Annotated in this window: 22 protein-coding genes and 1 pseudogene; 17 read left to right on the top strand and 6 right to left on the bottom strand. The window is 72.2% G+C overall.

Going from position 1 to position 24275, the window contains the following annotated elements; translation table 11 throughout:
* The first annotated feature begins 487 nt into the window (after positions 1 to 487).
* The 12 genes from ABZ877_RS31405 (at position 488) to ABZ877_RS31350 (ending at position 15262) form a co-directional block, all read left to right on the top strand.
* Positions 488 to 2176 carry a CTP synthase gene (locus ABZ877_RS31405; RefSeq protein ID WP_361078059.1) on the top strand — a complete coding sequence of 563 codons (1689 nt, stop codon included), beginning with the start codon at positions 488 to 490 and terminating at the stop codon, positions 2174 to 2176.
* A 99-nt stretch (positions 2177 to 2275) separates the two neighbouring features.
* Complete coding sequence (locus ABZ877_RS31400) at positions 2276 to 2905, top strand: NUDIX hydrolase (RefSeq protein ID WP_361078055.1); 630 nt, start codon at positions 2276 to 2278, stop codon at positions 2903 to 2905.
* Between the two features lie 822 nt (positions 2906 to 3727).
* A complete protein-coding gene (locus ABZ877_RS31395; RefSeq protein ID WP_361078115.1) occupies positions 3728 to 5755 on the top strand; it encodes a tetratricopeptide repeat protein in 2028 nt (675 codons plus the stop codon).
* A 145-nt stretch (positions 5756 to 5900) separates the two neighbouring features.
* Entirely contained in the window at positions 5901 to 7016 is a 1116-nt protein-coding gene (gene ald / locus ABZ877_RS31390) for an alanine dehydrogenase (RefSeq protein WP_361078052.1), read from the top strand.
* A 538-nt stretch (positions 7017 to 7554) separates the two neighbouring features.
* The gene (locus tag ABZ877_RS31385; protein ID WP_361078112.1) at positions 7555 to 8574 is read left to right on the top strand and encodes a ParA family protein; all 1020 of its coding nucleotides are present in this window, start codon (positions 7555 to 7557) and stop codon (positions 8572 to 8574) included.
* Positions 8559 to 9146 carry a hypothetical protein gene (locus ABZ877_RS31380; RefSeq protein WP_361078049.1) on the top strand — a complete coding sequence of 196 codons (588 nt, stop codon included), beginning with the start codon at positions 8559 to 8561 and terminating at the stop codon, positions 9144 to 9146. The genes ABZ877_RS31385 and ABZ877_RS31380 overlap by 16 nt, the downstream gene beginning before the upstream one ends.
* 591 nt (positions 9147 to 9737) lie before the next feature.
* Complete coding sequence (locus tag ABZ877_RS31375; RefSeq protein WP_361078109.1) at positions 9738 to 10793, top strand: segregation/condensation protein A; 1056 nt, start codon at positions 9738 to 9740, stop codon at positions 10791 to 10793.
* A 5-nt stretch (positions 10794 to 10798) separates the two neighbouring features.
* Positions 10799 to 11452 (top strand): SMC-Scp complex subunit ScpB, encoded by a 654-nt coding sequence (scpB, locus tag ABZ877_RS31370; protein ID WP_361078106.1) that lies wholly within the window; start codon positions 10799 to 10801, stop codon positions 11450 to 11452.
* Between the two features lie 12 nt (positions 11453 to 11464).
* Complete coding sequence (locus tag ABZ877_RS31365; protein ID WP_361078046.1) at positions 11465 to 12589, top strand: pseudouridine synthase; 1125 nt, start codon at positions 11465 to 11467, stop codon at positions 12587 to 12589.
* Positions 12590 to 12700: 111 nt separating this feature from the next.
* Positions 12701 to 13444 (top strand): NUDIX domain-containing protein, encoded by a 744-nt coding sequence (locus tag ABZ877_RS31360; RefSeq protein ID WP_361078043.1) that lies wholly within the window; start codon positions 12701 to 12703, stop codon positions 13442 to 13444.
* A gap of 5 nt (positions 13445 to 13449) precedes the next feature.
* A complete protein-coding gene (locus ABZ877_RS31355) occupies positions 13450 to 14460 on the top strand; it encodes an ADP-ribosylglycohydrolase family protein (protein ID WP_361078103.1) in 1011 nt (336 codons plus the stop codon).
* A 40-nt stretch (positions 14461 to 14500) separates the two neighbouring features.
* Positions 14501 to 15262, top strand: coding sequence for a nucleotidyltransferase domain-containing protein (locus ABZ877_RS31350; RefSeq protein ID WP_361078039.1), 762 nt, complete (start codon positions 14501 to 14503; stop codon positions 15260 to 15262).
* Here ABZ877_RS31350 and ABZ877_RS31345 read toward each other — a convergent pair.
* The 4 genes from ABZ877_RS31345 to ABZ877_RS31330 are packed head-to-tail and all read right to left on the bottom strand — an operon-like array spanning position 15233 to position 17671.
* The gene (locus ABZ877_RS31345) at positions 15233 to 15931 is read right to left on the bottom strand and encodes a nucleotidyltransferase domain-containing protein (protein ID WP_361078035.1); all 699 of its coding nucleotides are present in this window, start codon (positions 15929 to 15931) and stop codon (positions 15233 to 15235) included. The genes ABZ877_RS31350 and ABZ877_RS31345 overlap by 30 nt on opposite strands.
* Positions 15932 to 15953: 22 nt before the next feature.
* A complete protein-coding gene (locus tag ABZ877_RS31340; protein WP_361078032.1) occupies positions 15954 to 16403 on the bottom strand; it encodes a Rieske (2Fe-2S) protein in 450 nt (149 codons plus the stop codon).
* Positions 16400 to 16981, bottom strand: a complete 582-nt coding sequence (locus ABZ877_RS31335) for a DUF6529 family protein (protein WP_361078029.1) — start codon at positions 16979 to 16981, stop codon at positions 16400 to 16402. Before ABZ877_RS31335 ends, ABZ877_RS31340 begins: the two co-directional genes overlap by 4 nt.
* A gap of 21 nt (positions 16982 to 17002) precedes the next feature.
* Positions 17003 to 17671 carry a hypothetical protein gene (locus ABZ877_RS31330; RefSeq protein ID WP_361078026.1) on the bottom strand — a complete coding sequence of 223 codons (669 nt, stop codon included), beginning with the start codon at positions 17669 to 17671 and terminating at the stop codon, positions 17003 to 17005.
* Positions 17672 to 17810: 139 nt separating this feature from the next.
* Between ABZ877_RS31330 and ABZ877_RS31325 the strand changes: the two genes are divergently transcribed.
* From ABZ877_RS31325 to der, 4 genes are all read left to right on the top strand, one after another.
* Entirely contained in the window at positions 17811 to 18896 is a 1086-nt protein-coding gene (locus ABZ877_RS31325; protein WP_361078023.1) for a prephenate dehydrogenase, read from the top strand.
* An 87-nt stretch (positions 18897 to 18983) separates the two neighbouring features.
* A complete protein-coding gene (gene cmk / locus ABZ877_RS31320) occupies positions 18984 to 19679 on the top strand; it encodes a (d)CMP kinase (protein ID WP_361078020.1) in 696 nt (231 codons plus the stop codon).
* Positions 19637 to 20341, top strand: a complete 705-nt coding sequence (locus ABZ877_RS31315; RefSeq protein ID WP_361078017.1) for a lysophospholipid acyltransferase family protein — start codon at positions 19637 to 19639, stop codon at positions 20339 to 20341. Before cmk ends, ABZ877_RS31315 begins: the two co-directional genes overlap by 43 nt.
* 81 nt (positions 20342 to 20422) lie before the next feature.
* Positions 20423 to 21895, top strand: coding sequence for a ribosome biogenesis GTPase Der (der, locus tag ABZ877_RS31310; RefSeq protein WP_361078014.1), 1473 nt, complete (start codon positions 20423 to 20425; stop codon positions 21893 to 21895).
* A gap of 162 nt (positions 21896 to 22057) precedes the next feature.
* Here der and ABZ877_RS31305 read toward each other — a convergent pair.
* Positions 22058 to 22267 (bottom strand): annotated as a pseudogene (locus ABZ877_RS31305) (hypothetical protein); the annotation flags it as partial.
* Positions 22268 to 22382: 115 nt separating this feature from the next.
* On the bottom strand, positions 22383 to 23183 hold the full coding sequence (locus ABZ877_RS31300) for a hypothetical protein (protein WP_361078011.1): 801 nt from the start codon (positions 23181 to 23183) through the stop codon (positions 22383 to 22385).
* A gap of 393 nt (positions 23184 to 23576) precedes the next feature.
* Here ABZ877_RS31300 and ABZ877_RS31295 point away from each other — a divergent pair, with 393 nt between their 5' ends.
* Positions 23577 to 24209, top strand: coding sequence for a transglycosylase family protein (locus tag ABZ877_RS31295; protein ID WP_361078008.1), 633 nt, complete (start codon positions 23577 to 23579; stop codon positions 24207 to 24209).
* The last annotated feature ends 66 nt before the right edge of the window (positions 24210 to 24275 follow it).

The raw sequence follows: 24275 nt of genomic DNA, 5'->3' as shown, positions 1-24275 counted from the left end.
GTCTAGATGATCGGTCAACGGTCAACGGTCAACGCTTCACAAAAGGAAGTCAACGGATCGTCTTGATACGTCTTCGGGGTACGTCGTTGCAAACGAACCGACGAGCCGGTCGTTCCGGCGGCGGCACCTGCGACACGGACGGGGGTGGCGCCGCTGTGCTGGTGTTTTCCTGTGTGACTCGACGAGCCGACTGATGCGAGCAGGATACGACGCGCCCAAGTGATCCGCTTGCCGCTCCCGGCAACGCGCCTGCGCCGAAAGGGTGACCACCGGGTGACGATGTCGTGGACCCGTGGTGACGTGTGCGCGGAGCGTGGCCGGAAGCACCCTGCCCGGGTCGCTGATACCCTGGTAGCCCGTGAGCCGGTGGTCATCGAACCCCCGAACCGCAGCGACGGCGCCTCCCTCTCCCGACGAGTCTCGACACGTCCGGGGACCGCGCCGGTACGCACCTCCAGACCGCGACCACGGGAGCCCCCTCTTGGCCATGACGCCCAAATCCACGACGACCAAGCACATCTTCGTCACCGGGGGTGTCGCCTCCTCCCTCGGCAAGGGCCTCACCGCCTCCAGCCTCGGGATGCTGCTCAAGGCACGGGGCCTCCGCGTCGTCATGCAGAAGCTCGACCCGTACCTCAACGTCGACCCCGGCACGATGAACCCCTTCCAGCACGGTGAGGTGTTCGTCACGAACGACGGCGCCGAGACCGACCTGGACATCGGCCACTACGAGCGCTTCCTCGACGTCGACCTCGACGGCTCGGCCAACGTCACCACCGGCCAGGTCTACTCGCAGGTCATCGCCAAGGAGCGGCGCGGCGAGTACCTCGGCGACACCGTCCAGGTCATCCCGCACATCACCAACGAGATCAAGCACCGCATCCGGCGGATGGCGACCGATGAGGTGGACGTCGTCATCACCGAGGTCGGCGGCACCGTCGGCGACATCGAGTCGCTGCCGTTCCTGGAGACCGTCCGCCAGGTCCGCCACGAGGTCGGCCGCGACAACGTCTTCGTGGTGCACATCTCGCTGCTGCCCTACATCGGCCCCTCCGGCGAGCTGAAGACCAAGCCCACCCAGCACTCGGTCGCCGCCCTGCGCAACATCGGCATCCAGCCGGACGCCATCGTGCTGCGCTGCGACCGCGAGGTCCCGACCGCCATCAAGCGCAAGATCAGCCTGATGTGCGACGTCGACGAGGACGCCGTCGTCGCCTGCCCCGACGCCCGCTCGATCTACGACATCCCCAAGACCGTGCACGGCGAGGGCCTGGACGCCTACGTCGTCCGCAAGCTGGACCTGCCGTTCCGCGACGTGGACTGGACGACCTGGGACGACCTGCTCGACCGCGTCCACAACCCCGACCACGAGATCGTCATGGCCCTGGTCGGCAAGTACATCGACCTGCCCGACGCCTACCTCTCGGTCACCGAGGCGCTGCGCGCGGGCGGCTTCGCCAACAAGGCCCGCGTCAAGATCAAGTGGGTCACCTCCGACGACTGCAAGACCCCGGCGGGCGCCGCCAAGCAGCTCGGCGACGTCGACGCCATCTGCATCCCCGGCGGCTTCGGCGAGCGCGGCGTCTCCGGCAAGGTCGGCGCGATCCGCTACGCCCGCGAGAACAAGGTGCCGCTGCTCGGCCTCTGCCTCGGCCTCCAGTGCATCGTCATCGAGGCCGCGCGCAACCTGGCCGACGTGCCCGACGCCAACTCCACCGAGTTCGACCCCGCCACCGGCCACCCGGTCATCGCCACGATGGCCGAGCAGCTCGACATCGTCGCGGGCGAGGGCGACATGGGCGGAACGATGCGCCTGGGCATGTACCCGGCCAAGCTCGCCGAGGGCTCCATCGTGCGCGAGGTGTACGACGGCAAGGAGTACGTCGAGGAGCGCCACCGCCACCGCTACGAGGTGAACAACGCCTACCGCGCCGAACTGGAGAAGAAGGCCGGTCTGCAGTTCTCCGGGCTCTCCCCCGACGGCAAGCTCGTCGAGTACGTCGAGTACCCGCGCGAGGTCCACCCCTACCTCGTCGCCACCCAGGCCCACCCCGAGCTGCGCTCGCGCCCGACGCGTCCGCACCCGCTCTTCGCCGGTCTGGTGAAGGCGGCGGTGGAGCGCAAGGTCGCCGCGCAGGGCTCCGCCGGTTCCGCGGGGTCCAAGAAGGCCAAGTAAGCCCTGTCGTACGAGCGATGTACGGTTACCGGGGTGCGTGCCATTTGCGGCACGTGCCCCGGTTTCTTTTGTGTACGTGTGCGTGGGAGGACGTGGCGGATGACTGCGATCGAAGACACCCCCGAGCAGTGGGAGGTCCGGGCCACCGAGACCCCCTTCGTCGGGAACAAGACCTCCGTGCGCACGGACGACGTCGTCATGCCCGACGGGTCGGTGGCCCGCCGCGACTACCAGGTCCACCCCGGCTCCGTCGCCGTCCTCGCCCTCGACGACGAGGACCGCGTCCTCATCCTCAAGCAGTACCGCCACCCCGTCTCCATGAAGCTCTGGGAGATCCCGGCGGGCCTGCTCGACGTCCCCGGTGAGAACCCGCTTCACGCCGCGCAGCGCGAACTCTACGAGGAGGCGCACGTCAAGGCCGAGGACTGGCGCGTCCTCACTGACGTGTACACCACGCCGGGAGGCTGCTCCGAGGCGGTCCGCATCTTCCTCGCGCGGGACCTCTCCGAGGCGGAGGGCGCCCGCTTCGCGGTGGAGGACGAGGAGGCGGACATGGAACTCGCGCGGGTGCCTCTGGCGGACCTGGTTTCCGGGGTGCTCCGGGGTGACCTTCACAACAACTGCCTTGTGGTGGGGGTGCTTTCGCTGGCGGCGGCGCGGTCCGGGGGGCTGATGGACGAGCTGAGGCCCGCCGAGGCGGAGTGGCCCGCGCGCCCCTTCGACGCCTAGTCGCCGGGGGCGACGGGTCTCGGGCGACCTCGGGCACGTCGTGGCTGGTCGCGCAGTTCCCCGCGCCCCTGAAATGCACACTGCGTGCGCCATTTCAGGCCCGAGAGCGACCACGACGATGCCCGCGCCCGAAAGGCGCCCGGTCGGATGCCGCACGGAGTGCGCATCTCAAGACGGCCGGTTGGATGCGGCACGGAGTGCGCATCCCGGGGGCGCGGGGAACTGCGCGAGCAACTACGACGAATGCCGCGCTCGAAAGACGGCCGGTTGGATGTCGCACGGAGTGCGCATCCCGGGGGCGCGGGGAACTGCGCGAGCAACTACGACGAATGCCGCGCCCGGAAGGCGGCCGGTTGGATGCGGCACGGAGTGCGCATCCCGGGGGCGCGGGGAACTGCGCGAGCGGCCACGACGAATGCCGCGTCTGGAAGACGGCCGGATGGATGCGGCACGGAGTGCGCATCCCGGGGGCGCGGGGAACTGCGCGAGCGACCACGACGAAAGCCGCGCTCGAAAGACGGCCGCATAGATGTCGCACGGAGTGCGCATCTCAGGGGCGCTGGGAACCGCGCGGCCAGCCACGAGGGAAGCCGCGCCCGAGAGATGGCCGGGGTCGTCACCTCGCGCGGCGGTGCGACAACCCGCTGATCCGATCGGGCGATCTTGGCGCGCCGCTCGCCGGAGACGCACCCGCTCCCTGAACTAGGCTCGGGACCGCCCCTGCCGACCCCCGGAGGGGCTGGGTGAGACGGAGCGTGGCCCGTGACGGATCAGGCGGTCGAATCGGACGACGAGACGGCGGTCGGGCCGTCCCCTCGTGACGTGACGGCCGGTCAGTTCTTGGGGCGCAGGCGGGAATTGAAGGAGCTGAGGGCCGACATCGAGCGGGCCGGGCTCGACACCCTGTCCGGCCGGAAGGCCCCCCGCGCCCGTGTCCTGCTCATCGCGGGACGCCCTGGCACGGGCCGCACCGCACTCGCCGAGGAGCTGTTGCGCCAGGTCGCCGACCGTTACCCGGACGGCACCTTGCGGGCCCGCCTGACCGCACCGGACGGCACCCCCGTACCGACCGAACGCGTAGCCCGTGACCTGCTGAACGCGCTCGAACTGCCCGCGCCCCCCGGCGAGTCCGCGGACGATCTGGCCGAGCGCCTGCGGGAGGGCCTCTCGGTGCGCCGGGTCGTGCTGCTGCTGGACGACGCGGGGGACGCCGAGCACGTCGACCCGCTGCTTCCGGACACCCCGGACTGCCTGGTGGTCGCCGTCGCCGAGGGCCCGCTCACGGGGATCGCGGACGTACGCCCTTGCACGATCGGCGGGCTCGACACCAAGTCCGCGCTCGAACTGCTCACCGCGCGCATCGGCTCCGTCCGCGTCACCTGCGATCCGCGCTCGGCCGAGACGCTCGTCGAGCTGTGCGCGGGGGAGCCGGCCGCTCTGGCGATCGCGGGCGGGTGGCTGGCGCGGCGGCCCAAGGAGTCGGTCGCCGATCTCGCGAGGCAACTGCACGCGCAGGACGGCGAGGGGCCCGCGCTCGTCCGCGTCTTCCGCCACTCCTACGCGTCCCTGCCCGGCCCGGCCGCCCGCATACTGCGCTACTTGTCCCTGGCCCCAGAGGGCTACGTCGACCCGCACACCGCGTCCGCGCTCGCGGGCTGCTCCGTCTCGGCCGCCCGCGCCACGCTCGACGACTTCGTGGCGCTCGGGCTCGTCCGGTCGGTCGGCACGCGGCTGCCGCAGTACGAGGTGCCGGTCTGCCTGATCCCGATGTTGCGCGGCCTCACCGAGACGCAGGACCGGCCGGGCGAGATCCAGCTGGCCCGCGCCCGCATGCTGGAACGGACCGTCCGCCTGCTGGCCTCCTGCCGCGCCGTCACCGAGCCCGCCGACAGCCCGGCCCGCAGGAAGCTCGCGGGGCTGCCGAGCGCCCTGCGCTTCCCCGACCGGGCCGCGGCGGCGGAGTGGCTGCGCGTCCGGCAGCCCGCGCTGCTCGCCGCGGCCCGGCTGGCCGTGGCGGACGGCGACCTCGACACCCTGGCCCGGCGGCTGATGGCCGCGCTGGTGCGGGCCCTGGTCGCGCACCGGGGCACCGAGGCCGCCGCGCCCGAGCTGTACGCCGTGCACGGCCTGGTCCTCGATGTCGCCGAGCGGCGGAACCTGCCGAGGGAGAAGGCCGCCGCCCTGCTCAACCTGGGTGACCTGGACGCCGGGACCGGGCGGACGCGGACGGCGCTGGCTCGCTACCGGGCCGCGCTCGACGCCGGACGCGCCGCCCAGGACCCGTACGCCACCGGCCGCGCGATGGAATCCGTAGGCGGTGCGTACCAGCAGTTGGAGGACTGGCACCGGGCCGCCGACTGGTACGGGCGGGCCCTCGCGCAGCGGCTCGCGCGGGGTGAGCGGGCGGACGCCGCGCGGCTGCACGGGCGGATCGCCACCGTCCACATGTACGCGGGGCGCTACGGCGAGGCGCTGCGGGGCTGGCGTTCGGCGATCGCCGGGCACCGCAAGCTGGGCGACGTGCCCGCACAGGCGCGGGCGCTCAGCGAACTGGCGCGGGTGCAGGAGTACGCGGGGCGGCCCGAGGAGTCGCTGCGCACCTGCCAGGAGGCGGCCGAGTGGGCGCGGCAGGCCAAGGACGTACGGCTGCAGGCGGCGCTCCAGTTGCGCCTCGCGGACACCCTCGAACGGCTCGGGGACCCGGCCGCCGCCAAGCTGCACCGGGGTGCTGCCGAGCGCATGCTGGGAGAGGAGGCGGTGGGGCCGGCCGTGGACGGTCTGTCGGAGGCAAACCCTTCGGAACATGCAGCTAACACCTGCGAAATCCGTAGTGCTTCACCAGAAGATTGATGTATCGAAAGGCTAGACAGCTCGAAAACCTTCATTAGACTGGCTCCGCCGCGTGCTTCCGTGGCGTCTCCCGGTGTGTCCTTCGGCGCACTGGTATGCAGTGCAATGACCGGTATATCCCCTGAGCCAAGGACCGTGATCGACGATGAAGGTCGGCATCCCCCGCGAGGTCAAGAACAACGAGTTCCGGGTGGCCATCACCCCCGCCGGCGTGCATGAGCTGGTGCGCCACGGCCACCAGGTCTTCGTCGAGCAGAGCGCCGGTGTGGGCTCCTCGATCCCGGACGCGGAGTACGTCGCCGCGGGTGCGCAGATCCTCGACACCGCCGACGAGGTGTGGGCCACCGCCGACCTGCTCCTCAAGGTCAAGGAGCCGATCGCGGAGGAGTACCACCGCCTGCGCAAGGACCAGACGCTCTTCACCTACCTGCACCTGGCCGCGTCCAAGGAGTGCACGGACGCGCTCCTGGAGTCCGGCACGACCGCCATCGCCTACGAGACGGTCGAGACCGCGGGCCGCCAGCTGCCGCTGCTCGCCCCGATGTCCGAGGTCGCGGGCCGGCTCGCCCCGCAGGTCGGCGCCTACCACCTGATGGCCGCGAACGGCGGCCGCGGTGTGCTGCCCGGCGGCGTCCCCGGCGTCCTCGCCGGCAAGGCCGTCGTCATCGGCGGCGGCGTCTCCGGCTGGAACGCCGCGCAGATCGCCATCGGCATGGGCTTCCACGTGACCCTGCTCGACAAGGACATCAACAAGCTCAAGGAAGCCGACAAGATCTTCGGCACGAAGATCCAGACCGTCGTCTCCAACGCCTTCGAGCTGGAGAAGGCGTGCCTGGACGCCGACCTCGTCATCGGCGCCGTCCTCATCCCCGGCGCCAAGGCGCCGAAGCTCGTCACCAACGAGCTGGTCTCGCGGATGAAGGCGGGAAGTGTCCTTGTCGACATCGCGATCGACCAGGGCGGCTGCTTCGAGGACTCGCACCCGACGACGCACGCCGAGCCGACCTTCCCGGTCCACGGTTCGGTCTTCTACTGCGTCGCCAACATGCCCGGCGCCGTGCCCAACACGTCGACGTACGCGCTGACCAACGCCACGCTCCCGTACATCGTGGAACTGGCCAACCGCGGCTGGGCCGAGGCCCTGCGCCGCGACCCGGCCCTCGCCCTCGGCCTCAACACGCATGACGGCAAGGTCGTTTACAAGGAGGTCGCGCAGGCCCACGGCCTCGACCACGTCGAGCTGAGCACGCTGCTCGGCTAGGAGCGACGCGCACGCCGCCCCGGGGCGGCGTCAACAAAAGTCGTCAATCTCACGCTTACGGCCGGACCTTGTCAGGGGTCCGGCCGTAAGCGCATGGGTACGGACTTGGCCAACTCGCCGTGAACGTAACCCTTTAGCCGATTCGCACCCCCGCGAAACGCGCCGAAGAACCGCCGCACGCCCTTGACATGACGGTGTTCCTTTGTCGCTGAAGCGCCGACACATCCTGCCGGGTACGGCGGATTGTGTTGCTGCGGAGCGGTGACACGCCATAGAGTCGCCAACCGTCGGCATGGTGCCACGCTGACCTATCGATAAATTGTTCCTGGTCACATCCAAGGAGGTAAGACGACTTGTGAATGAGTCGACATTTACTCCCGGAGGTGCCCAGCCAGGCGGACAGGGACCCGCGGGGCTTCAAGCTGTCGGCTCCGTAGCTGTGCGTACCTTCGCGGCCCACCAGAGCGGCTTCCGGAGCGGTCCCGAGGAGCAGCCGAGCAGCCCCAAGCAGCAGCCGACGCAGACAGCACACCAGAGCATGGATGGCCATCACGTGAACGCCATGGCCGGCGACCGAAGCGGCGACACACACAGCCACTTCGCCGACTACGACGAACTGTCCCCCGAGGGGCACTTCTACGACCCCGACGCCGAGTACGAGCCGGACCCCGAGTACGCGGCCACGCTTGCCCCGGACGCTGCCCGGCAGCGCCGTGAGCGCGTCGGCCCCACCGGGCGCCCGCTGCCGTACTTCCCGATCCCAGGACCCCTGACCGACCACGGGCCCGCGAAGATCATCGCGATGTGCAACCAGAAGGGCGGCGTCGGCAAGACCACGTCGACCATCAACCTGGGTGCCGCGCTCGCCGAGTACGGCCGCCGGGTCCTGCTCGTCGACTTCGACCCGCAGGGCGCCCTCTCGGTGGGCCTGGGCGTGAACCCGATGGAGCTCGACCTCACGGTCTACAACCTGCTCATGGAGCGGGGCATGTCCGCGGACGAGGTCCTGCTCAAGACGGCGGTCCCCAACATGGACCTGCTGCCGAGCAACATCGACCTGTCCGCCGCCGAGGTGCAGCTCGTCAGCGAGGTCGCGCGCGAGTCCACGCTCCAGCGCGCCCTGAAGCCGCTCATGGCCGACTACGACTACATCGTGATCGACTGTCAGCCCTCGCTCGGCCTGCTCACGGTCAACGCGCTGACCGCCGCGCACAAGGTCATAGTGCCGCTGGAGTGCGAGTTCTTCGCCCTGCGCGGGGTGGCCCTGCTGACCGAGACCATCGAGAAGGTCCAGGAGCGGCTCAACCCCGAGCTGGAGCTCGACGGCATCCTCGCCACCATGTACGACTCCCGCACGGTGCACAGCCGTGAGGTGCTCGCGCGCGTGGTCGAGGCCTTCGACGACCACGTCTACCACACGGTCATCGGGCGCACGGTCCGCTTCCCGGAGACCACGGTCGCCGGTGAGCCGATCACCACGTACGCCTCGAACTCGGTCGGTGCCGCGGCCTACCGCCAGCTCGCCAGGGAGGTGCTCGCCCGGTGTCACGCCGAGTGAGTCTGCCGGGGGCCGACGAACTGTTCCGCACGACCGGGGGAATGGCACTTCAGGCGTCGTCGCCACGGCGCCCGGCGAACGGCGAGGCGCGGGTACCCGGACCGGCCGGCGAGAGCGACGAGGCGGCGGCCTCGCCCTCCGCCGACGACGGCGACCCCGAGACGGCGGCCGCGTCCGCGCCCGTCGCCGAGCACACGGCCGCGGAGGCCGAGTCCGAGGCGGGCTCCCGCGCGCGGGCCGCTGCGGCGGAGACCGGGGAGAAGTCCCGGCGGGCGCCCGGCGCCGCGCAGGAGGCCGCGGGCGGGCGTGGCGCGTCCGCTGCCGCCCGGCGTCGCTCCCGCGCCGCCAACCGGCGGCCCAGCGGTCGCGAACGGCACGACGAGAAGATCACCGTGTACGTCTCCGCCGAGGAGCTGATGGACCTCGAGCACGCCCGCCTGGTGCTGCGCGGTGAGCACGGCCTCGCCGTCGACCGCGGCCGCATCGTGCGCGAGGCCGTCGCCGTCGTCCTGGCGGATCTGGAGTCCCGCGGGGACGCGAGCATCCTCGTACGCCGCCTGCGCGGCCGCTAGCGGCTCCGGCGGTACCCTCCGGCAGTGACGCCCGCGAACGATCCCTCACCCGCCCCCGCCCGGGGCACACGCCGGCGCACCCTGGGCCACGGGGCCGCTCCGCCGGTACCCGAGACCACCGCCCCCGAGCGGTCGGCTGCCGCCGCGCCGGGAAGCCCGCCCGAGCCCACTACCGGTTCCGGACCGGTGGCGGGGGAGCCGGAGGCCCTGCCCGAGCGGGTGCCTGCTGCCGAGGCCGAGACCGGGCCGCTGTCCGAGTCCGGCCCGGCGGACGTGGCTGTGGCGGAGACCGAGCGGTCGGCTGCCGCCGTGGCGGGAAGCGCGCCCGAGTCCGCTGCCGCTCCCAGGCCGGTTGTGAGGGAGGCGGAGGCCCTGCCCGAGTTCGGGGCCGCGGGGCGACCCGAGAAGGTGCCCGCAGCCGGTTCGGAGACCGGGTCGCTGTCCGAGTCCGGCCCGGTGGACGTGGCTGTGGCGGAGACCGGGCGGTCGGCTGTCGACGTGGCGGGAAGCGCGCCCGAGTCTGTTGTCGGTCCGGCGGTCGAGCCCGGGCCGGTAGTGAGGGAGGCGGAGGTCCTGCCTGAGTCTGGGCGTGTGGGCCGGCCCGAGCAGGTGCCCGCGGGGCGACCCGAGTGGGCGCCCGCTGCCGAGGCGGAGACCCGTCCGCTGTCCGAGTCCGGCCCGGCGGACGTGAGCGTGGCAGAGGTCGGGCAGGCTGCTGCCGCCGTGGTGGGAAACATGCCTGAGTCTGCTGAGCAGGCCGCTGTCGACGTGGCGGGAAGTGGGGCCGGGGACGCTGCCGGTTCGGAATCCGTGGGGCCCGGGGAGCAAGGTGATGACGGGCGGTTCAAAGTGCGGCTCGCCAACTTTGAGGGGCCGTTCGATCTGTTGCTTCAGCTCATCTCCAAGCACAAGCTGGACGTCACCGAGGTCGCCCTGTCCAAGGTCACCGATGAGTTCATGGCGCACATCCGGGCGATGGGGCCGGACTGGGACCTCGACCAGACCACCGAGTTCCTCGTCGTCGCCGCGACCCTGCTCGATCTGAAGGCCGCCCGGCTGCTGCCCGCCGCCGAGGTGGAGGACGAGGCCGACCTCGCGCTGCTCGAAGCGCGGGACCTGCTCTTCGCGCGGCTGCTCCAGTACCGCGCCTACAAGCGCGTCGCCGACATCTTCAGCGGGCGGCTCGACGACGAGGCCCGGCGCTATCCGCGTACCGTGGGCCTGGAGCCGCACCACGCGGACCTGCTGCCCGACGTCGTCATCAAGATCGGCGCCGAGGGGTTCGCGGAGCTGGCCGTGAAGGCGATGCGGCCCAGGCCGAAGCCGCAGGTGTACGTCGACCACATCCACGCCCCGCTGGTCAGCGTCCAGGAGCAGGCCGGTCTGGTCGTGGCGCGGCTGCGGGAGGTGGGCGAGGCGACCTTCCAGGCGCTGGTCGCCGACACCGAGGACACGCTGACGGTCGTCGCGCGGTTCCTGGCGCTGCTCGAGCTGTACCGGGAGAAGGCCGTCGCCCTGGAGCAGGAGACCGCGCTCGGGGAGCTGCTCGTGCGCTGGACCGGCGAGGACGCGGCGGAGCCCGTGGTGACCGACGAGTTCGACCGGGCGGTCGAGGTGCCCGCCGACGAGGGGCGGCAGAAGGAGTGAACGTGGTGAACGTGGAGACCACCGAGAGCGCCGAGGAGGGCGTCGCCGGGCTCGCCCTGCGGCCCGCCCTCGAAGCCGTCCTGATGGTCGTGGACGAACCCGCCACCGAGGAACACCTGGCCAAGATCCTTCAGCGGCCGAAGCGGGCCGTCGCCGACGCGCTGCGGGAGCTGGCCGACGAGTACACGGCGCAGGGACGCGGTTTCGAGCTGCGCCTGGTCGCGGGCGGCTGGCGGTTCTACACCCGGCCCGCCTACGCCGAGGCCGTCGAGGCGTTCGTCCTGGACGGCCAGGCCGCCCGGCTGACGCAGGCCGCGCTGGAGACGCTGGCCGTGGTCGCGTACCGCCAGCCGGTCAGCCGTTCCCGGGTCTCCGCCGTGCGCGGGGTCAACTGCGACGGGGTCATGCGGACCCTGTTGCAGAGGGGCCTGGTGGAGGAGGCGGGCGCGGAACCCGAAACAGGTGCGATCCTGTACAGGACGACGAACTACTTTCTGGAGCGGATGGGCCTGCGCGGCCTGGACGAGCTGCCGGAGCTCGCGCCCTTCCTCCCCGAGGCGGACGCGATCGAGGCCGAGACGCTGGAGGGGGTTCCGTCGTTCGATCCGGACGCGCCCGACGCGCCGGGTCCCGAGTACACCGAGCACGCAGCCGACTAGACGGAACTTTTGATGCGAAGCAGCAGCGGCAGGAACAGCAGCGGAAACAACGGCGGGAGCCGTGGTGGCAACAGCGGCGGCCGCGGCGGGAGCAGCGGTGGCCGCGGAAACTACCGCGGAGCCGGGAACAACCGCGACGAGAAGCAGGGCGGCGCCGGCCGCCCGAAGAAGCCGCGCCCCGAGGAGCGGCGCTACGACGTGGGCCCCGGCGGCTCGCAGGACGGCCCGAAGTCGGGCCGTGGCGCGTCCGCGCGCGGCGGCGCCAAGGGCGCCCCGAAGCGCGGGCAGCAGTCCGGCGGCCGGACGGCCCCGGCGCGTTCGCGCGAGTACGAGACGCGGACCGAGGAGCGCAACCGCGACCGGTACGCGGGCAAGAAGGACATCAAGCTCCCGAAGACCTTCCCCGGCGCCGAGCAGGAGGGCGAGCGGCTGCAGAAGGTGCTCGCCCGCGCCGGTTACGGCTCGCGCCGCGCCTGCGAGGAGCTGGTGGAGCAGGCCCGTGTCGAGGTCAACGGCGAGATCGTGCTGGAGCAGGGCATGCGCGTCGACCCGGAGAAGGACGAGATCAAGGTCGACGGCCTGACGGTGGCCACGCAGTCGTACCAGTTCTTCGCCCTGAACAAGCCGGCCGGCGTTGTCTCCACGATGGAGGACAACGAGGGGCGGCAGTGCCTCGGCGACTACACGAACAACCGTGAGACGCGGCTGTTCCACGTCGGGCGGCTCGACACCGAGACCGAGGGCATCATCCTGCTCACCAACCACGGCGAGCTGGCGCACCGCCTGACCCACCCCAAGTACGGCGTGAAGAAGGTCTACCTCGCGCACATCGTGGGCCCGATCCCGCGCGACCTGGGCAAGCGGCTCAAGGACGGCATCCAGCTGGAGGACGGGTACGCGAAGGCGGACCACTTCCGCGTCGTCGAGCAGACCGGCAAGAACTACCTGGTCGAGGTGACCCTCCACGAGGGGCGCAAGCACATCGTGCGGCGCATGCTCGCCGAGGCCGGGTTCCCGGTCGACAAGCTGGTCCGGGTCGCGTTCGGCCCGATCACGCTGGGCGACCAGAAGTCGGGCTGGCTGCGGCGCCTGTCGAACACCGAGGTCGGCATGTTGATGAAGGAAGTCGACCTGTAGAGATCCTCGGTACCAGGAATCCTCGATACCAGGAATCCTCGGTACAGGGCTTGTTCGCGGCAGCCCCCTCCCTTTAAAGTCTGTTGGACCAATAAGGGAGGGGGCTGCCGCATGCACGGCTACGACAAGCACGCCTATGAGCCCTTCGCCGTCACCGTCGACCTCGCCGTCTTCACGCTCCGCGCGGGCCGGCTGCAGATCCTGCTCGTCGAGCGCGGCCAGGAGCCCTACGCGGGCCGGTGGGCGCTGCCGGGCGGGTTCCTGCAGCCCGCCGAGTCCGCGGAGAGCGCCGCCCGGCGCGAGCTGGCCGAGGAGACGGGGCTGAGCGACGTCGCCGGGCTGCACCTGGAGCAGTTGCGGACCTACAGCGAGCCGGACCGCGACCCCCGGATGCGGGTCGTCTCCGTCGCCTTCGCCGCGCTCGTCCCGGACGCGCCGCAGGCGCACGGCGGCGGGGACGCGGCCCGCGCCGCCTGGCTGCCGTACGAGCCGGGGGCGCGCGGCGCGTACGGGCCGCTCGCCTTCGACCACGACCGGATCCTCGCCGACGCCCACGAGCGGATCGGCGGCAAGCTCGAGTACACGTGCCTGGCCACCGCGTTCTGCCCGCCCGAGTTCACGCTCGGCGAGCTGCGCCAGGTCTACGAGGTCGTGTGGGGGACCGATCTCGACCCGGCGAACTTCCGCCGCAAGGTCCTCGCGACACCCGGCTTCGTCGAGCAGATCCCCGGCGCCTCCCGGCTGACCGGCGGCCGCGGCAAACCCGCCGCCCTCTACCGGGCCGGCGGCGCGACCGCCCTGCTCCCGCCGCTGCTCAAGCCCGCGACGGACACCACGGAAGGAACGCGCCGATGACCCTCATGACCGCGAGCCCCGCGACCGGTTCCCTGCTCGGGCTGGCGCTCGGGGACGCGCTCGGCTTTCCGACGGAGTTCAACGACGTACCGGCGATCCTCGCCAAGTGCGGGCCCTGGCGTGAGATGGAGCTGCCGGGCCCGCTCGCCCACATCACGGACGACACGCAGATGGCGCTCGCCGTCGCGCGGGCCCTGCGCACCGCGATGGGCCGGGGGCCGCTCGACGCGGCGCGTTTCGAGCCGCCGCTGCGATCGGAGTTCACCGACTGGTACCGGTCACCGGAGAACAACCGCGCTCCGGGCAACACCTGCCTCACCGCCTGCGACCTCCTGGAGGACAAGGCGCGGGACTGGCGCGACGCCAGCCGGATCCACTCCAAGGGCTGCGGCGCCAACATGCGGGTCACCCCGGTCGGCCTGATGCCGGGGCTGAGCGAGGACCAGCGGGCGGGGGCGGCCCAGTTGCAGGCGGCACTCACCCACGGGCATCCGACCGCGCTCGCGGCGAGCGACCTGACCGCCCGCGCGGTGTTCCTGCTCGCGCACGGTGCCGACCCCACCGGCCTGGTGGGACAGCTGCGCTCGTACGCCCTGGAGAACCGCACGCGCTACCGGGAGGACTGGCTCGGCGACCTGTGGCGCCGCTCGCAGGACCCGGACCCCGCGCACTTCATCACGCGCGGCTGGGACGAGTGCCTGGCCGTACTGGAACGCCTGGCCACGGCGGCACGGACCGCCAACGCCGAGACCGACCCCTGCCTCGCCACCGGCGCGGGCTGGATCGCTGAGGAGGCCCTCGCCACCGCCCTCCTGTGCTTCCTCCTCTTCGTGGACGCCCCGGTGCTCGCCCTGCGCCGCGCCGCCTGCACCTCCGGCGACTCGGACTCGATCGCGGCCCTGACCGGCGCGTTCGCGGGCGCGTACCTCGGCGCGGACGGCTGGCCGAAGGAGTGGGTGGAGCGGGTGGAGCACCGGGACGAGCTGACGGCGTACGGGGCGGAGTGGGACGCGTAAATCGCTGGGGCGCGTCGGCGCGGTCCGGCACGATGGGCGGATGATCGCCGACGCACAGCTCCCCGCGGAGACCGACCTGACCTCGGTCGTCGCCGCGGAACCCGACCCGCTGCTCTTCGCCACCGTCTCGGGTGCGCACCTGTACGGGTTTCCGTCCCGCGACTCCGACGTGGACCTGCGCGGTGTGCATCTGCTGCCCGCCGCGGCGCTCCTCGGGCTGCGCGAGCCGGAGGAGACCCGGTCGCGGATGTGGTTCGCGGACGGCGTCGAGATGGACCTCGTCACGCACGACCTGCGCAAGTTCGTCCGGCTGATGCTGCGGCGCAACGGCTACGTCCTCGAACAGCTCCTGTCGCCGCTCGTCGTCCACAGCACGGACGCCCACCGCGAGCTGGTCGCGCTCGCGCCGGGCGTCCTCACGCGCCACCACGCGCACCACTACCGGGGCTTCGCGGGCACCCAGTGGCGGCTGTACGAGAGGAACCGCGAGCTGAAGCCGCTGCTGTACGCGTTCCGCGTGCTGCTCACCGGCATCCACCTGATGCGGAGCGGCGAGGTGCAGGCCCACCTGCCCACACTGCTCGGCGAAGTGGCGGCCCCCGCGTATCTGTCCGAGCTGATCGAGGCGAAGGCGGCGGCCGAGCACGGCGGTGCGGAGGTGGAGCACGCGCGCGTGGCCGCCGACGTCGAGGCCCTGCACGCCGAGCTGGACGCGGCGCAGGAAGCGTCGAGGCTGCCCGACGAGGCGTCCGCCCACGACGCCCTGCACGATCTAGTGGTGCGCGTCCGCCTGACGGGCTGAGGCGCGGCGGGCCCGGACCAGGAAGTCCTCGACGCGGGCGCGGTCCGGCGACGCGGGGAGCGGGGTGCGGCGCGCGGCCTCGTCCGTCTCCGCCGCCAGGCGGGCCATCCAGCGGTCGACCTCCGGCCACGGCACCTCGCCGCGCTTCACCGCGAGCAGCGCCTCCCGCTGATCACCCACGTCGATCGTCAGCTCACCCGTGCGCAGCAGGTCGCGGCAGGAGGTGAGCAGGCGGAGCAGGTGCATGGCGTGCTTCCAGCGGGGCGCGCCGTGCGTGCGGACGTCGGCCTCCAGCTTGCGGCGCTGGCTGAGCGCGTACCGGGCGAACGTCTCGTGGGCCTCCTGGGAGAGGAACGCGTCGCGCAGGGAGAGCAGGTCGCGGCCGGTGTCCGTGAGGTGGGTGACCAGGGGGGAGTGCAGGCACTCCAGGATGTTCGGGTTGGCGCGCAGGGCCAGTGCGCAGAAGCGTTCCAGCTCCCAGGAGAACTGCTCATCGGCCGGGCCCTCGATGTGCGTCGGCGGCTTGTCGAACCGCCAGAACAGCGGGGTCGGCGCCAGGTACACGCCCCGCAGGTCGGTGTCGCTGCCCTCCGTGGCGAGGCCGAAGGCGCGCGAGCCCATCACGCAGGCGTAGACCGTGTGGTCGCGCACCAGCTCTTCCCGTTCCATCCGGGGAGCGTACGGGGTCGGCTCAGCCCAGCGAGATCGATTTTCCGGTGACGGTGATCTTCTGGGGCGGCAGCGGGCGCGGCGCGGGGCCGCCCGCCACCGACGCGTCCGCGATCCTGTACTTGGAGCCGTGGCACGGGCAGTTGATCGTGCCGCCCGACACCGAGTTCACCGTGCACCCCTGATGCGTGCAGACCGCCGAGAACGCCTTGAAGTCGCCCTGCGTCGGCTGCGTCACCACGACCTTCTTGTCGGCGAAGACCTTTCCGCCGCCGACCGGGATGTCGGTCGTCCTCGCCAGCTCCTTGGGAGCCGCCGCCGACGGCTTCGCGCCGGACGGTGCCGACGATGTGGCCGAGGGCGCCGCCTGGGTGGCGCCGCCGTCGTTCTCCTCGCCGTACTTGCTGCACCCGGCGGCCAGCGCCGCCGCCCCGGCCACGAGCACGCTCCTGCGCGTCGCCGCCGGTTTCATGTCGTCACCCCGACCGTGCGGAAGAACCACAGCGCGGACGTCAGCCACAGCAGCGTCAGGACCGCGAACGCCAGCCCGCCGACGACCGGCAGGAGCCAGCCGGGCAGCCGCTCCGAGCGAAGCAGCAGCATCTTCGCGGTGAACGCCCCGAAGAAGAAGCAGCCGAGGAACGAGTGCCACATGACGCGGGTCGAGTACGTCTGATAGCCGAGCGCGTACAGGCAGTGCACCGCCACGGGCACGGCGAGGAGGAAGGCGATCCGGCCCGACCAGCGGTGCAGGGCGGGCGCCCACACCGGGCCCCGCAGCTTCCCGTAGACCATGAAGGCCGACACCACCTGGACGAGCGCGAAGGCGAACGCCGCCGTCGCCAGCCAGGACTTCACCGCGCTCGTGCTGGAGAAGCCCGCCAGGTTGAACGCCGTGCCCTCCGGGTCATGGGCCTTGCCGTACGCGCCGAGCGCCACCGCCACCGCGGCCGCGACGAGGGCGGGCACCAGATAGCGGGACGCGCCGGGACGGCGGTCGGGCTCGGGGCTCGGGAAGCTCTGGGTCGGGGCGTTCGGGTCGATGGTCATGGCTACCCCCTGCGACAGTGGTCAGGGCACGACGGGACGCGCGGTGAGCTGCTCGCCGTCGACCGTGACGGCGCCGGTCTCCGGGTCGACGGAGGGCGCGGCGGACGGTGCGCCGTCCTTGCGGACGATGCCGACCTGGCGGCCGTCGGGCAGGACGATCCAGCCGCCGTCGATCTTCGCGCCGCGCACCTCGGCGGTGGCGCGGTACAGGCCGGACCCCTTGACGGCCTTCTTCGCGGTGAAGTCCTGCGGCCCGTCGTGGACGCGGACGGTGCCCCGGATCCGGTCGTCGGCGAGGGTGCCGGCGAGCGTGGCGCCGTCCTTGCCGGTGAGCTTCATGGAGCCGTCGTCCTCGACGTCCCCCTTGAGCCAGGACTCCTTGGTGCGGCCGTCGCAGTAGTACGCGATCGCCTTCTGCCCCCGTACGGAGACGGAGACGGCCGCCACGTCGTCGTCCGTGCGGCCCGCGTAGCTGGTCTTCCCGTGGCGGACGGTCCGCGACGGGCCGGGGCTCGGCCTCTCCTTCGAGGCGCTCGGCGAGAGTGAAGGCGAGAGCGAAGGTGAGGTCGTGGCGGCGGGAGCGCCCGCGTACGAGGAGCCCTTCTCGCCCGTCGTCGCGTTCAGCGACAGCATGATCACGGCCAGGGCCAGCCCGGCGTACAGCGTGTAGAGCGGTCCTGAGCGCTTCATCACGAGCCTCCCCCGAGGCGGCAGGTACCGCCCTCCATGCAAGCAGCTCCGGTGGGAGGGCGACAGGGTCTCGTCCGCGCCAACTAGGCTGGGCCCCCTACCGCCCCGTCGTCGCCGCCCCGCGCAAGGACATCGCCCCGTGAGAACCGCACTCGTCATCGGAACCGGCCTCATCGGCACCTCCGCCGCCCTGGCCCTCGCGTCGCGCGGCGTCACCGTGCACCTCGCCGACCACGACACCGCGCAGGCCCGCACCGCCGCCGCGCTCGGCGCCGGGACGGACGCGGCGCCCGAGGGCCCCGTCGACCTCTGCGTCGTCGCCGTGCCGCCCGCCCACGTCGCCACCACGCTCGCGGACGCCATGCGCGAAGGCGCGGCCCGCGCCTACCTCGACGTCGCCAGCGTCAAGGGCGGTCCGCGCCGCGAACTGGAGGCGCTGGGCCTGGACCTGACCACGTACATCGGTACGCACCCGATGAGCGGCCGGGAGCGCAGCGGTCCGCTCGCCGCGACCGCCGACCTCTTCGAGGGCCGCCCCTGGGTGCTGACCCCGACCCGGGACACCGACACCGAGGTCCTGAACCTCGCCCTGGAACTGGTCGCCCTGTGCCGCGCCGTGCCCGTCGTCATGGACGCGGACGCCCACGACCGGGCCGTCGCGCTCGTCTCGCACATGCCCCACCTGGTCTCCAGCATGGTCGCCGCCCGTCTGGAGAACGCCGAGGAGAGCGCCGTACGGCTGTGCGGGCAGGGCATCCGCGACGTGACGCGGATCGCCGCCTCCGAGCCCGGCATGTGGATCGACATCCTCTCCGCGAACCCGGGCCCGGTCGCCGATCTGCTCTCCGCCGTCTCCGCCGACCTCGACGAGACGGTCCAGGCGCTGCGCTCCCTCCAGTCCAGCGACGACGCCAAGCGCCGCGCGGGCGCCGAGGGCGTCGAGACGATGCTGCGCCGGGGCAACGCGGGGCAGAGCCGGGTCCCCGGCAAGCACGGCGCCGCCCCGGCCGCGTACGAGATCGTCGCCGTCCTCATCTCCGACCAGCCCGGCGAGCTGGCTCGCATCTTCGCGGACGCGGGCGCCGCCGGCGTCAACATCGAGGACGTGCGGATCGAGCACGCCACCGGGCAGCAGGCCGGTTTCGTCCAGCTCATGGTGGCGCCCGCCGCCGCCCCCCGCCTCGCCGCGTCGCTGCGCGAGCGGGGCTGGGCCATGCGGCAGTAAGAGGCGCCCGCGCGAGCCAGTAACCTTGTGCGGGGCGCCTTCCGCCCCGCACCCCTGCCCCGTGCACTCAGAAAGGTGTCCGTCACCGTGGAAACCGCCGCCCCGGCAGCCGTGATCGTCGCCATCGACGGACCCTCCGGCACGGGCAAGTCGAGCACCTCCAAGGCCGTCGCCGCCCAGCTCGGCCTGAGCTACCTCGACACCGGCGCCCAGTACCGGGCGATCACCTGGTGGATGGTGAACAACGGGATCGACCTGAGCGACCCCTCCGCCGTCGCGGCGGTCGCGGGCAAGCCCGACATCGTCTCCGGCACGGACCCGGCCGCGCCCACCATCACCGTCGACGGCACGGACGTCGCGGGCCCGATCCGCACGGGCGAGGTCACCTCCAAGGTCAGCGCCGTCAGCGCCGTCCCCGAGGTGCGGGCCCGCATCACCGAGCTGCAGCGCTCCATCGCCGCCGCGGCCGCCGCCGACGGCAGGGGCATCGTCGTCGAGGGCCGCGACATCGGTACGACCGTGCTGCCCGACGCCGACCTGAAGATCTTCCTCACCGCCTCGCCCGAGGCCCGCGCCGCCCGCCGCTCCGGCGAGCTGAAGGGCGCCGACGTCAAGGCCACGCAGGAGGCGCTGATCAAGAGGGACGCGGCCGACTCCAGCCGCAAGACGTCGCCGCTCGCCAAGGCCGACGACGCCGTGGAGGTGGACACCACCGACCTCACGCTCCAGCAGGTCATCGAGTGCGTCGTCACCCTCGTCGGGGAGAAGCGGGCCTCGAAGTGAGCCCGGACAGCCTGTCCGCGCGTGGCCCGTCCGAGCGGGGAGCGGAGATCGGCCGGCGCATCGGCGTCGGTCTGATGTACGGGTTGTGGAAGCCGCGCGTCCTCGGCGCGTGGCGCGTCCCCGCGAGCGGCCCGGTGATCTTCGCCGTGAACCACTCGCACAACGTGGACGGGCCCATGGTCATGGGCGTCGCCCCGCGCCCGACACACTTCCTGATCAAGCAGGAGGCGTTCATCGGGCCGCTCGGCACCTTCCTCGAAGGGATCGGGCAGGTGAAGGTCGACCGGACCAGCACGGACCGCACGGCCATCACCCGCGCCCTCGACGTCCTCGCGGGCGGGGGAGTGCTCGGCATCTTCCCCGAGGGCACGCGCGGCGAGGGCGACTTCGCCTCGCTGCGGGCCGGGCTCGCGTACTTCGCGGTGCGCAGCGGCGCCCCGATCGTCCCGGTCGCCGTCCTGGGAAGCACGGAGCGGCGCGGACGGTTGATAAAGAAGCTGCCGCCGTTGCGCAGCCGGGTCGACGTCGTCTTCGGCGACGCGTTCGAGGCGGGCGACGGCACCGGGCGGCGTACGCGCACGGCGCTCGACGCGGCGACGGTGCGCATCCAGGGGCGGCTCACCGCGCACCTGGACCATGCCAGGCGTCTCACCGGGCGCTGAGCGAGACTTTCAGTAGTGGACCGCCGTACACGAACACGGCGGCTCACCGATCACCACGATGAACGACGAGGTACGGACTTCATGAACGACCAGATCCAGCCCGAGGGCGGCTCCGAACACGACCACGGGGCGCTCGGCGACGCGGAGTACGCGGAGTTCATGGAGCTCGCCGCCGAGGAGGGCTTCGACGTCGAGGACGTCGAGGGCGCCATTGAGGAGGCGGGCCACGGCCCGCTGCCCGTCCTCGCCGTCGTCGGCCGCCCCAATGTCGGCAAGTCGACTCTCGTGAACCGCATCATCGGTCGCCGCGAGGCGGTCGTCGAGGACAAGCCGGGCGTCACCCGCGACCGCGTCACCTACGAGGCCGAGTGGGCGGGCCGCCGCTTCAAGGTCGTCGACACCGGCGGCTGGGAGCAGGACGTCCTCGGCATCGACGCGTCGGTGGCCGCCCAGGCCGAGTACGCGATCGAGACGGCCGACGCGGTCGTCTTCGTCGTCGACTCCACGGTCGGCGTCACCGACACCGACGAGGCCGTCGTCCGGCTGCTCCGCAAGGCGGGCAAGCCCGTGGTGCTCTGCGCCAACAAGGTCGACGGCCCGAGCGGCGAGGCCGACGCCACCGCCCTGTGGTCCCTCGGCATCGGCGAGCCCCACCCCGTCTCCTCGCTGCACGGCCGCGGTACGGGCGACATGCTCGACGCCGTCCTGGAGGCGCTGCCCGAGGCGCCCGCGCAGACCTTCGGCACGGCGGTCGGCGGCCCGCGCCGCATCGCGCTGATCGGCCGCCCGAACGTCGGCAAGTCCTCGCTGCTCAACAAGGTGGCGAACGAGGAGCGCGTCGTCGTCAACGAGCTGGCGGGCACCACCCGCGACCCGGTCGACGAGCTGATCGAGCTGGGCGGTGTCACCTGGAAGTTCGTCGACACGGCGGGCATCCGCAAGCGCGTCCACCTCCAGCAGGGCGCCGACTACTACGCCTCGCTGCGCACCGCCGCCGCCGTCGAGAAGGCGGAGGTCGCGGTGATCCTGATCGACGCCTCCGAGACGATCTCGGTGCAGGACCAGCGGATCGTGACGATGGCGGTCGAGGCGGGCCGCGCCATCGTCGTCGCGTTCAACAAGTGGGACACCCTCGACGAGGAGCGCCGCTACTACCTGGAGCGCGAGATCGAGACCGAGCTGGGCCAGATCGCGTGGGCGCCCCGGGTGAACGTCTCGGCGCGCACCGGCCGTCACATGGAGAAGCTGGTCCCGGCCATCGAGACCGCGCTCGCCGGCTGGGAGACGCGTGTGCCGACCGGCCGCCTCAACGCCTTCCTCGGTGAACTGGTCGCCGCCCACCCGCACCCGATCCGCGGCGGCAAGCAGCCCCGCATCCTCTTCGGGACACAGGCCGGTACCAAGCCGCCGCGGTTCGTCCTCTTCTCCTCCGGATTCATCGAGCACGGCTACCGGCGCTTCGTGGAGCGCCGGCTGCGCGAGGAGTTCGGCTTCGAGGGGACCCCGATCCACATCTCGGTGCGGGTGCGGGAGAAGCGCGGGCGCAAGAAGTAGCGATACTTCTATGGCCCACGCCTGGAGCTAGGGCCTACGCGGTGCGGGCGGCAGCGCGGCCGGGAGGTGACCTCCGTGGCCGGGCTGCCGCCCGTTCTGCTGGGGGTAGTGCTGGCCCGTCGCGTAGTACGGGGTGTGGTGCCGGGCCACGTACGTCCCCGTCCCGAAGGGCGCGAAGCCCAGCTGCTCCTCCCCGCTGCGGTCGCCGGGCAAGGTCCTGAAGGACCGCCGGTACTCCGCGCACAGCGCGTCGTAGATCGGCGTGGCCGAGCGGCCCGTCTGGTAGTCCTGCGGGGGACGCATCGCCGGGATGTAGTTCGGGTACTGCTGGCGGCGTCCGGTGTGGGATGAGGTGGGGTCGTATGGGTGCACGTACGTGCCAACGACCCGGGCCCCCGACGGATGCGCCCTTGGCCTCGGCTTTCGCAGGGCGTCAGCAGTGTGACCGGCGGATTCGTGGGGGCCCGGGCGGGCGGAGCGCGGTGGATCAGGTGCCCGCGAGCGGCATGGCGGCGGCCACCAGACGGCCGTTCGCCGCCGCCTTGTCGAGCGCGTCGCGCAGCAGGTCCTCGCGGGGCTGACGGCCGATCGAACCGACCGGCGCGGCGAAGACGAGCACCGTGTGCGTCTTGTTCGCCGCCGTCCGCCAGCCCTCGGTGACCACGAGCGGCTGGTGCGCCTGCCACCAGGCGACCTGGGACGGGGCGCCGCCGGTGCCGGGCTGGAGCACGGCGTGCAGTTGGCCCATGGCGAGCAGCACCGACCAGCCGGGCAGCGTGTGCGGCGCCTCCGTCAGCTCGGAGACCGGCATGAAGCCCTGCTCGATCAGGAGCGGCAGGAAGTCGTCGCCGCCCTCGCCCGGGGTCGTGGCCCCGGGGCGGGCGATGGGGCCGGTCGGCTCGATGACGAGGGCCGGGTGCAGATCGCCCTCGATCAGGACCAGGCCGCTGGTCACCCCGAGCACGGCCTGCGGCGCGCCGGCCTGGGCGGGCACGGAGGCGCCCGCCGCCTCGGTGGCGGCGACAGCCTGCACGGCGCCCTGCAACTGGTCCTCCGCGACCCGCACGACCTGCGAGGGGAGGCAGCCGGCGTGCGCGAAGGCGAGGACGGCGGTCTCGTCCCCGACGAACAGGACCGTGCTGGTGCGCTCCTGCTCGGTGTCGCCGGGGGTGCGGCAGGACGTGCAGTCGTACCCGCCGGGGGTGTTCTCCCCGGCGAGCAGCCGGTCTGCTTCTTCGTCGCCGATCTCGGCGCGTACATCGTCACTCACGTCGAGCAAGCGCGGCACGGGGGGCTCCTCTGTATCGGATGCGTGGGTGAAGCGGTTGCGTGCTGATAAAGGGACAACGGGCGATCTGTGGCCGGAGTCACGCCCGGAAGCGAACGGAATCCACCCATCCGCAGCAGACCGTGAAGAGGCGCCCGGAATCTGTCACTCCACGCCAACTTGTGGGGACGGCAAGCAAGTTGAGTGGGTGAGGTGGGTCACAGATCGCCGTGGTGACAGGTCGACAAATCATGAAATCAGTGAATGAAGTGGGTGGCCGGAACTCGCCGCTACTTCAGGTAACCGCGCATCGACCTGGCGTGACGGGTCGTCAGTTGATGCGGCCCCGTGCGCTGCCTAGATTCCACCGCCGTCTGCACACCGCAGTCCACGAGGTCCACGAGAGGGAATCTCATGTCCGTGCCGATTCGTACGGCTCGAACGACAGTGGTACTCGCCGGGGCGGCCCTGCTCGCCCCCCTCGGCCTCCTCGCGACCGCCGGGTCCGCGCACGCGGACGGCGGCGTCTGGGACCGCATCGCCCGCTGCGAGAGCGGCGGCAACTGGCACACGAGCACCGGCAACGGCTACTACGGCGGACTCCAGTTCTCCGCCGGGACCTGGCGCGCGTACGGCGGAGGGGCCTACGCGCCGACGGCCGACCGGGCAACGAGGGCGCAGCAGATCGCGGTGGCCGCACGGGTCCAGCGCGCGCAGGGCTGGGGCGCCTGGCCCGCCTGCTCGGCCCGGGCCGGCGCGTACGGCGCGGCGCCCGCGGCCCCGGCCGCGCCCAGGGCGGCGAAGCCCGTGCGGCCGAGCCAGCCGCAGCAGTCGCGGCCCGGGTCCGCCCCGGAGTGGCGGAGCTGGTCGGGCGCCGACCGGGGCGGCGCGCGCGGCGGCGGGTACGTCGTGCGCGGCGGTGACACGCTGAGCCTGATCGCGGCGGCGCACGGCACGAGCTGGCAGCGGCTGCACGCCGTCAACCGGGCGGTCATCGGGCCGGACCCGAACCTGATCATGCCGGGGCAGCGGCTGTTCCTCGGCTAGCCCTGCGGGCCGCGCGGCCCCGTCCGGTCGGTTTGTCCGATAAGCCGACCGGGTGGGGTCGCGGGC

Origin of the sequence: Streptomyces sp. NPDC046939 (assembly GCF_040644575.1) — a bacterium.
In the GTDB taxonomy this organism is placed as follows: domain Bacteria; phylum Actinomycetota; class Actinomycetes; order Streptomycetales; family Streptomycetaceae; genus Streptomyces.
This window is presented reverse-complemented; position numbering and strand designations above follow the sequence as displayed.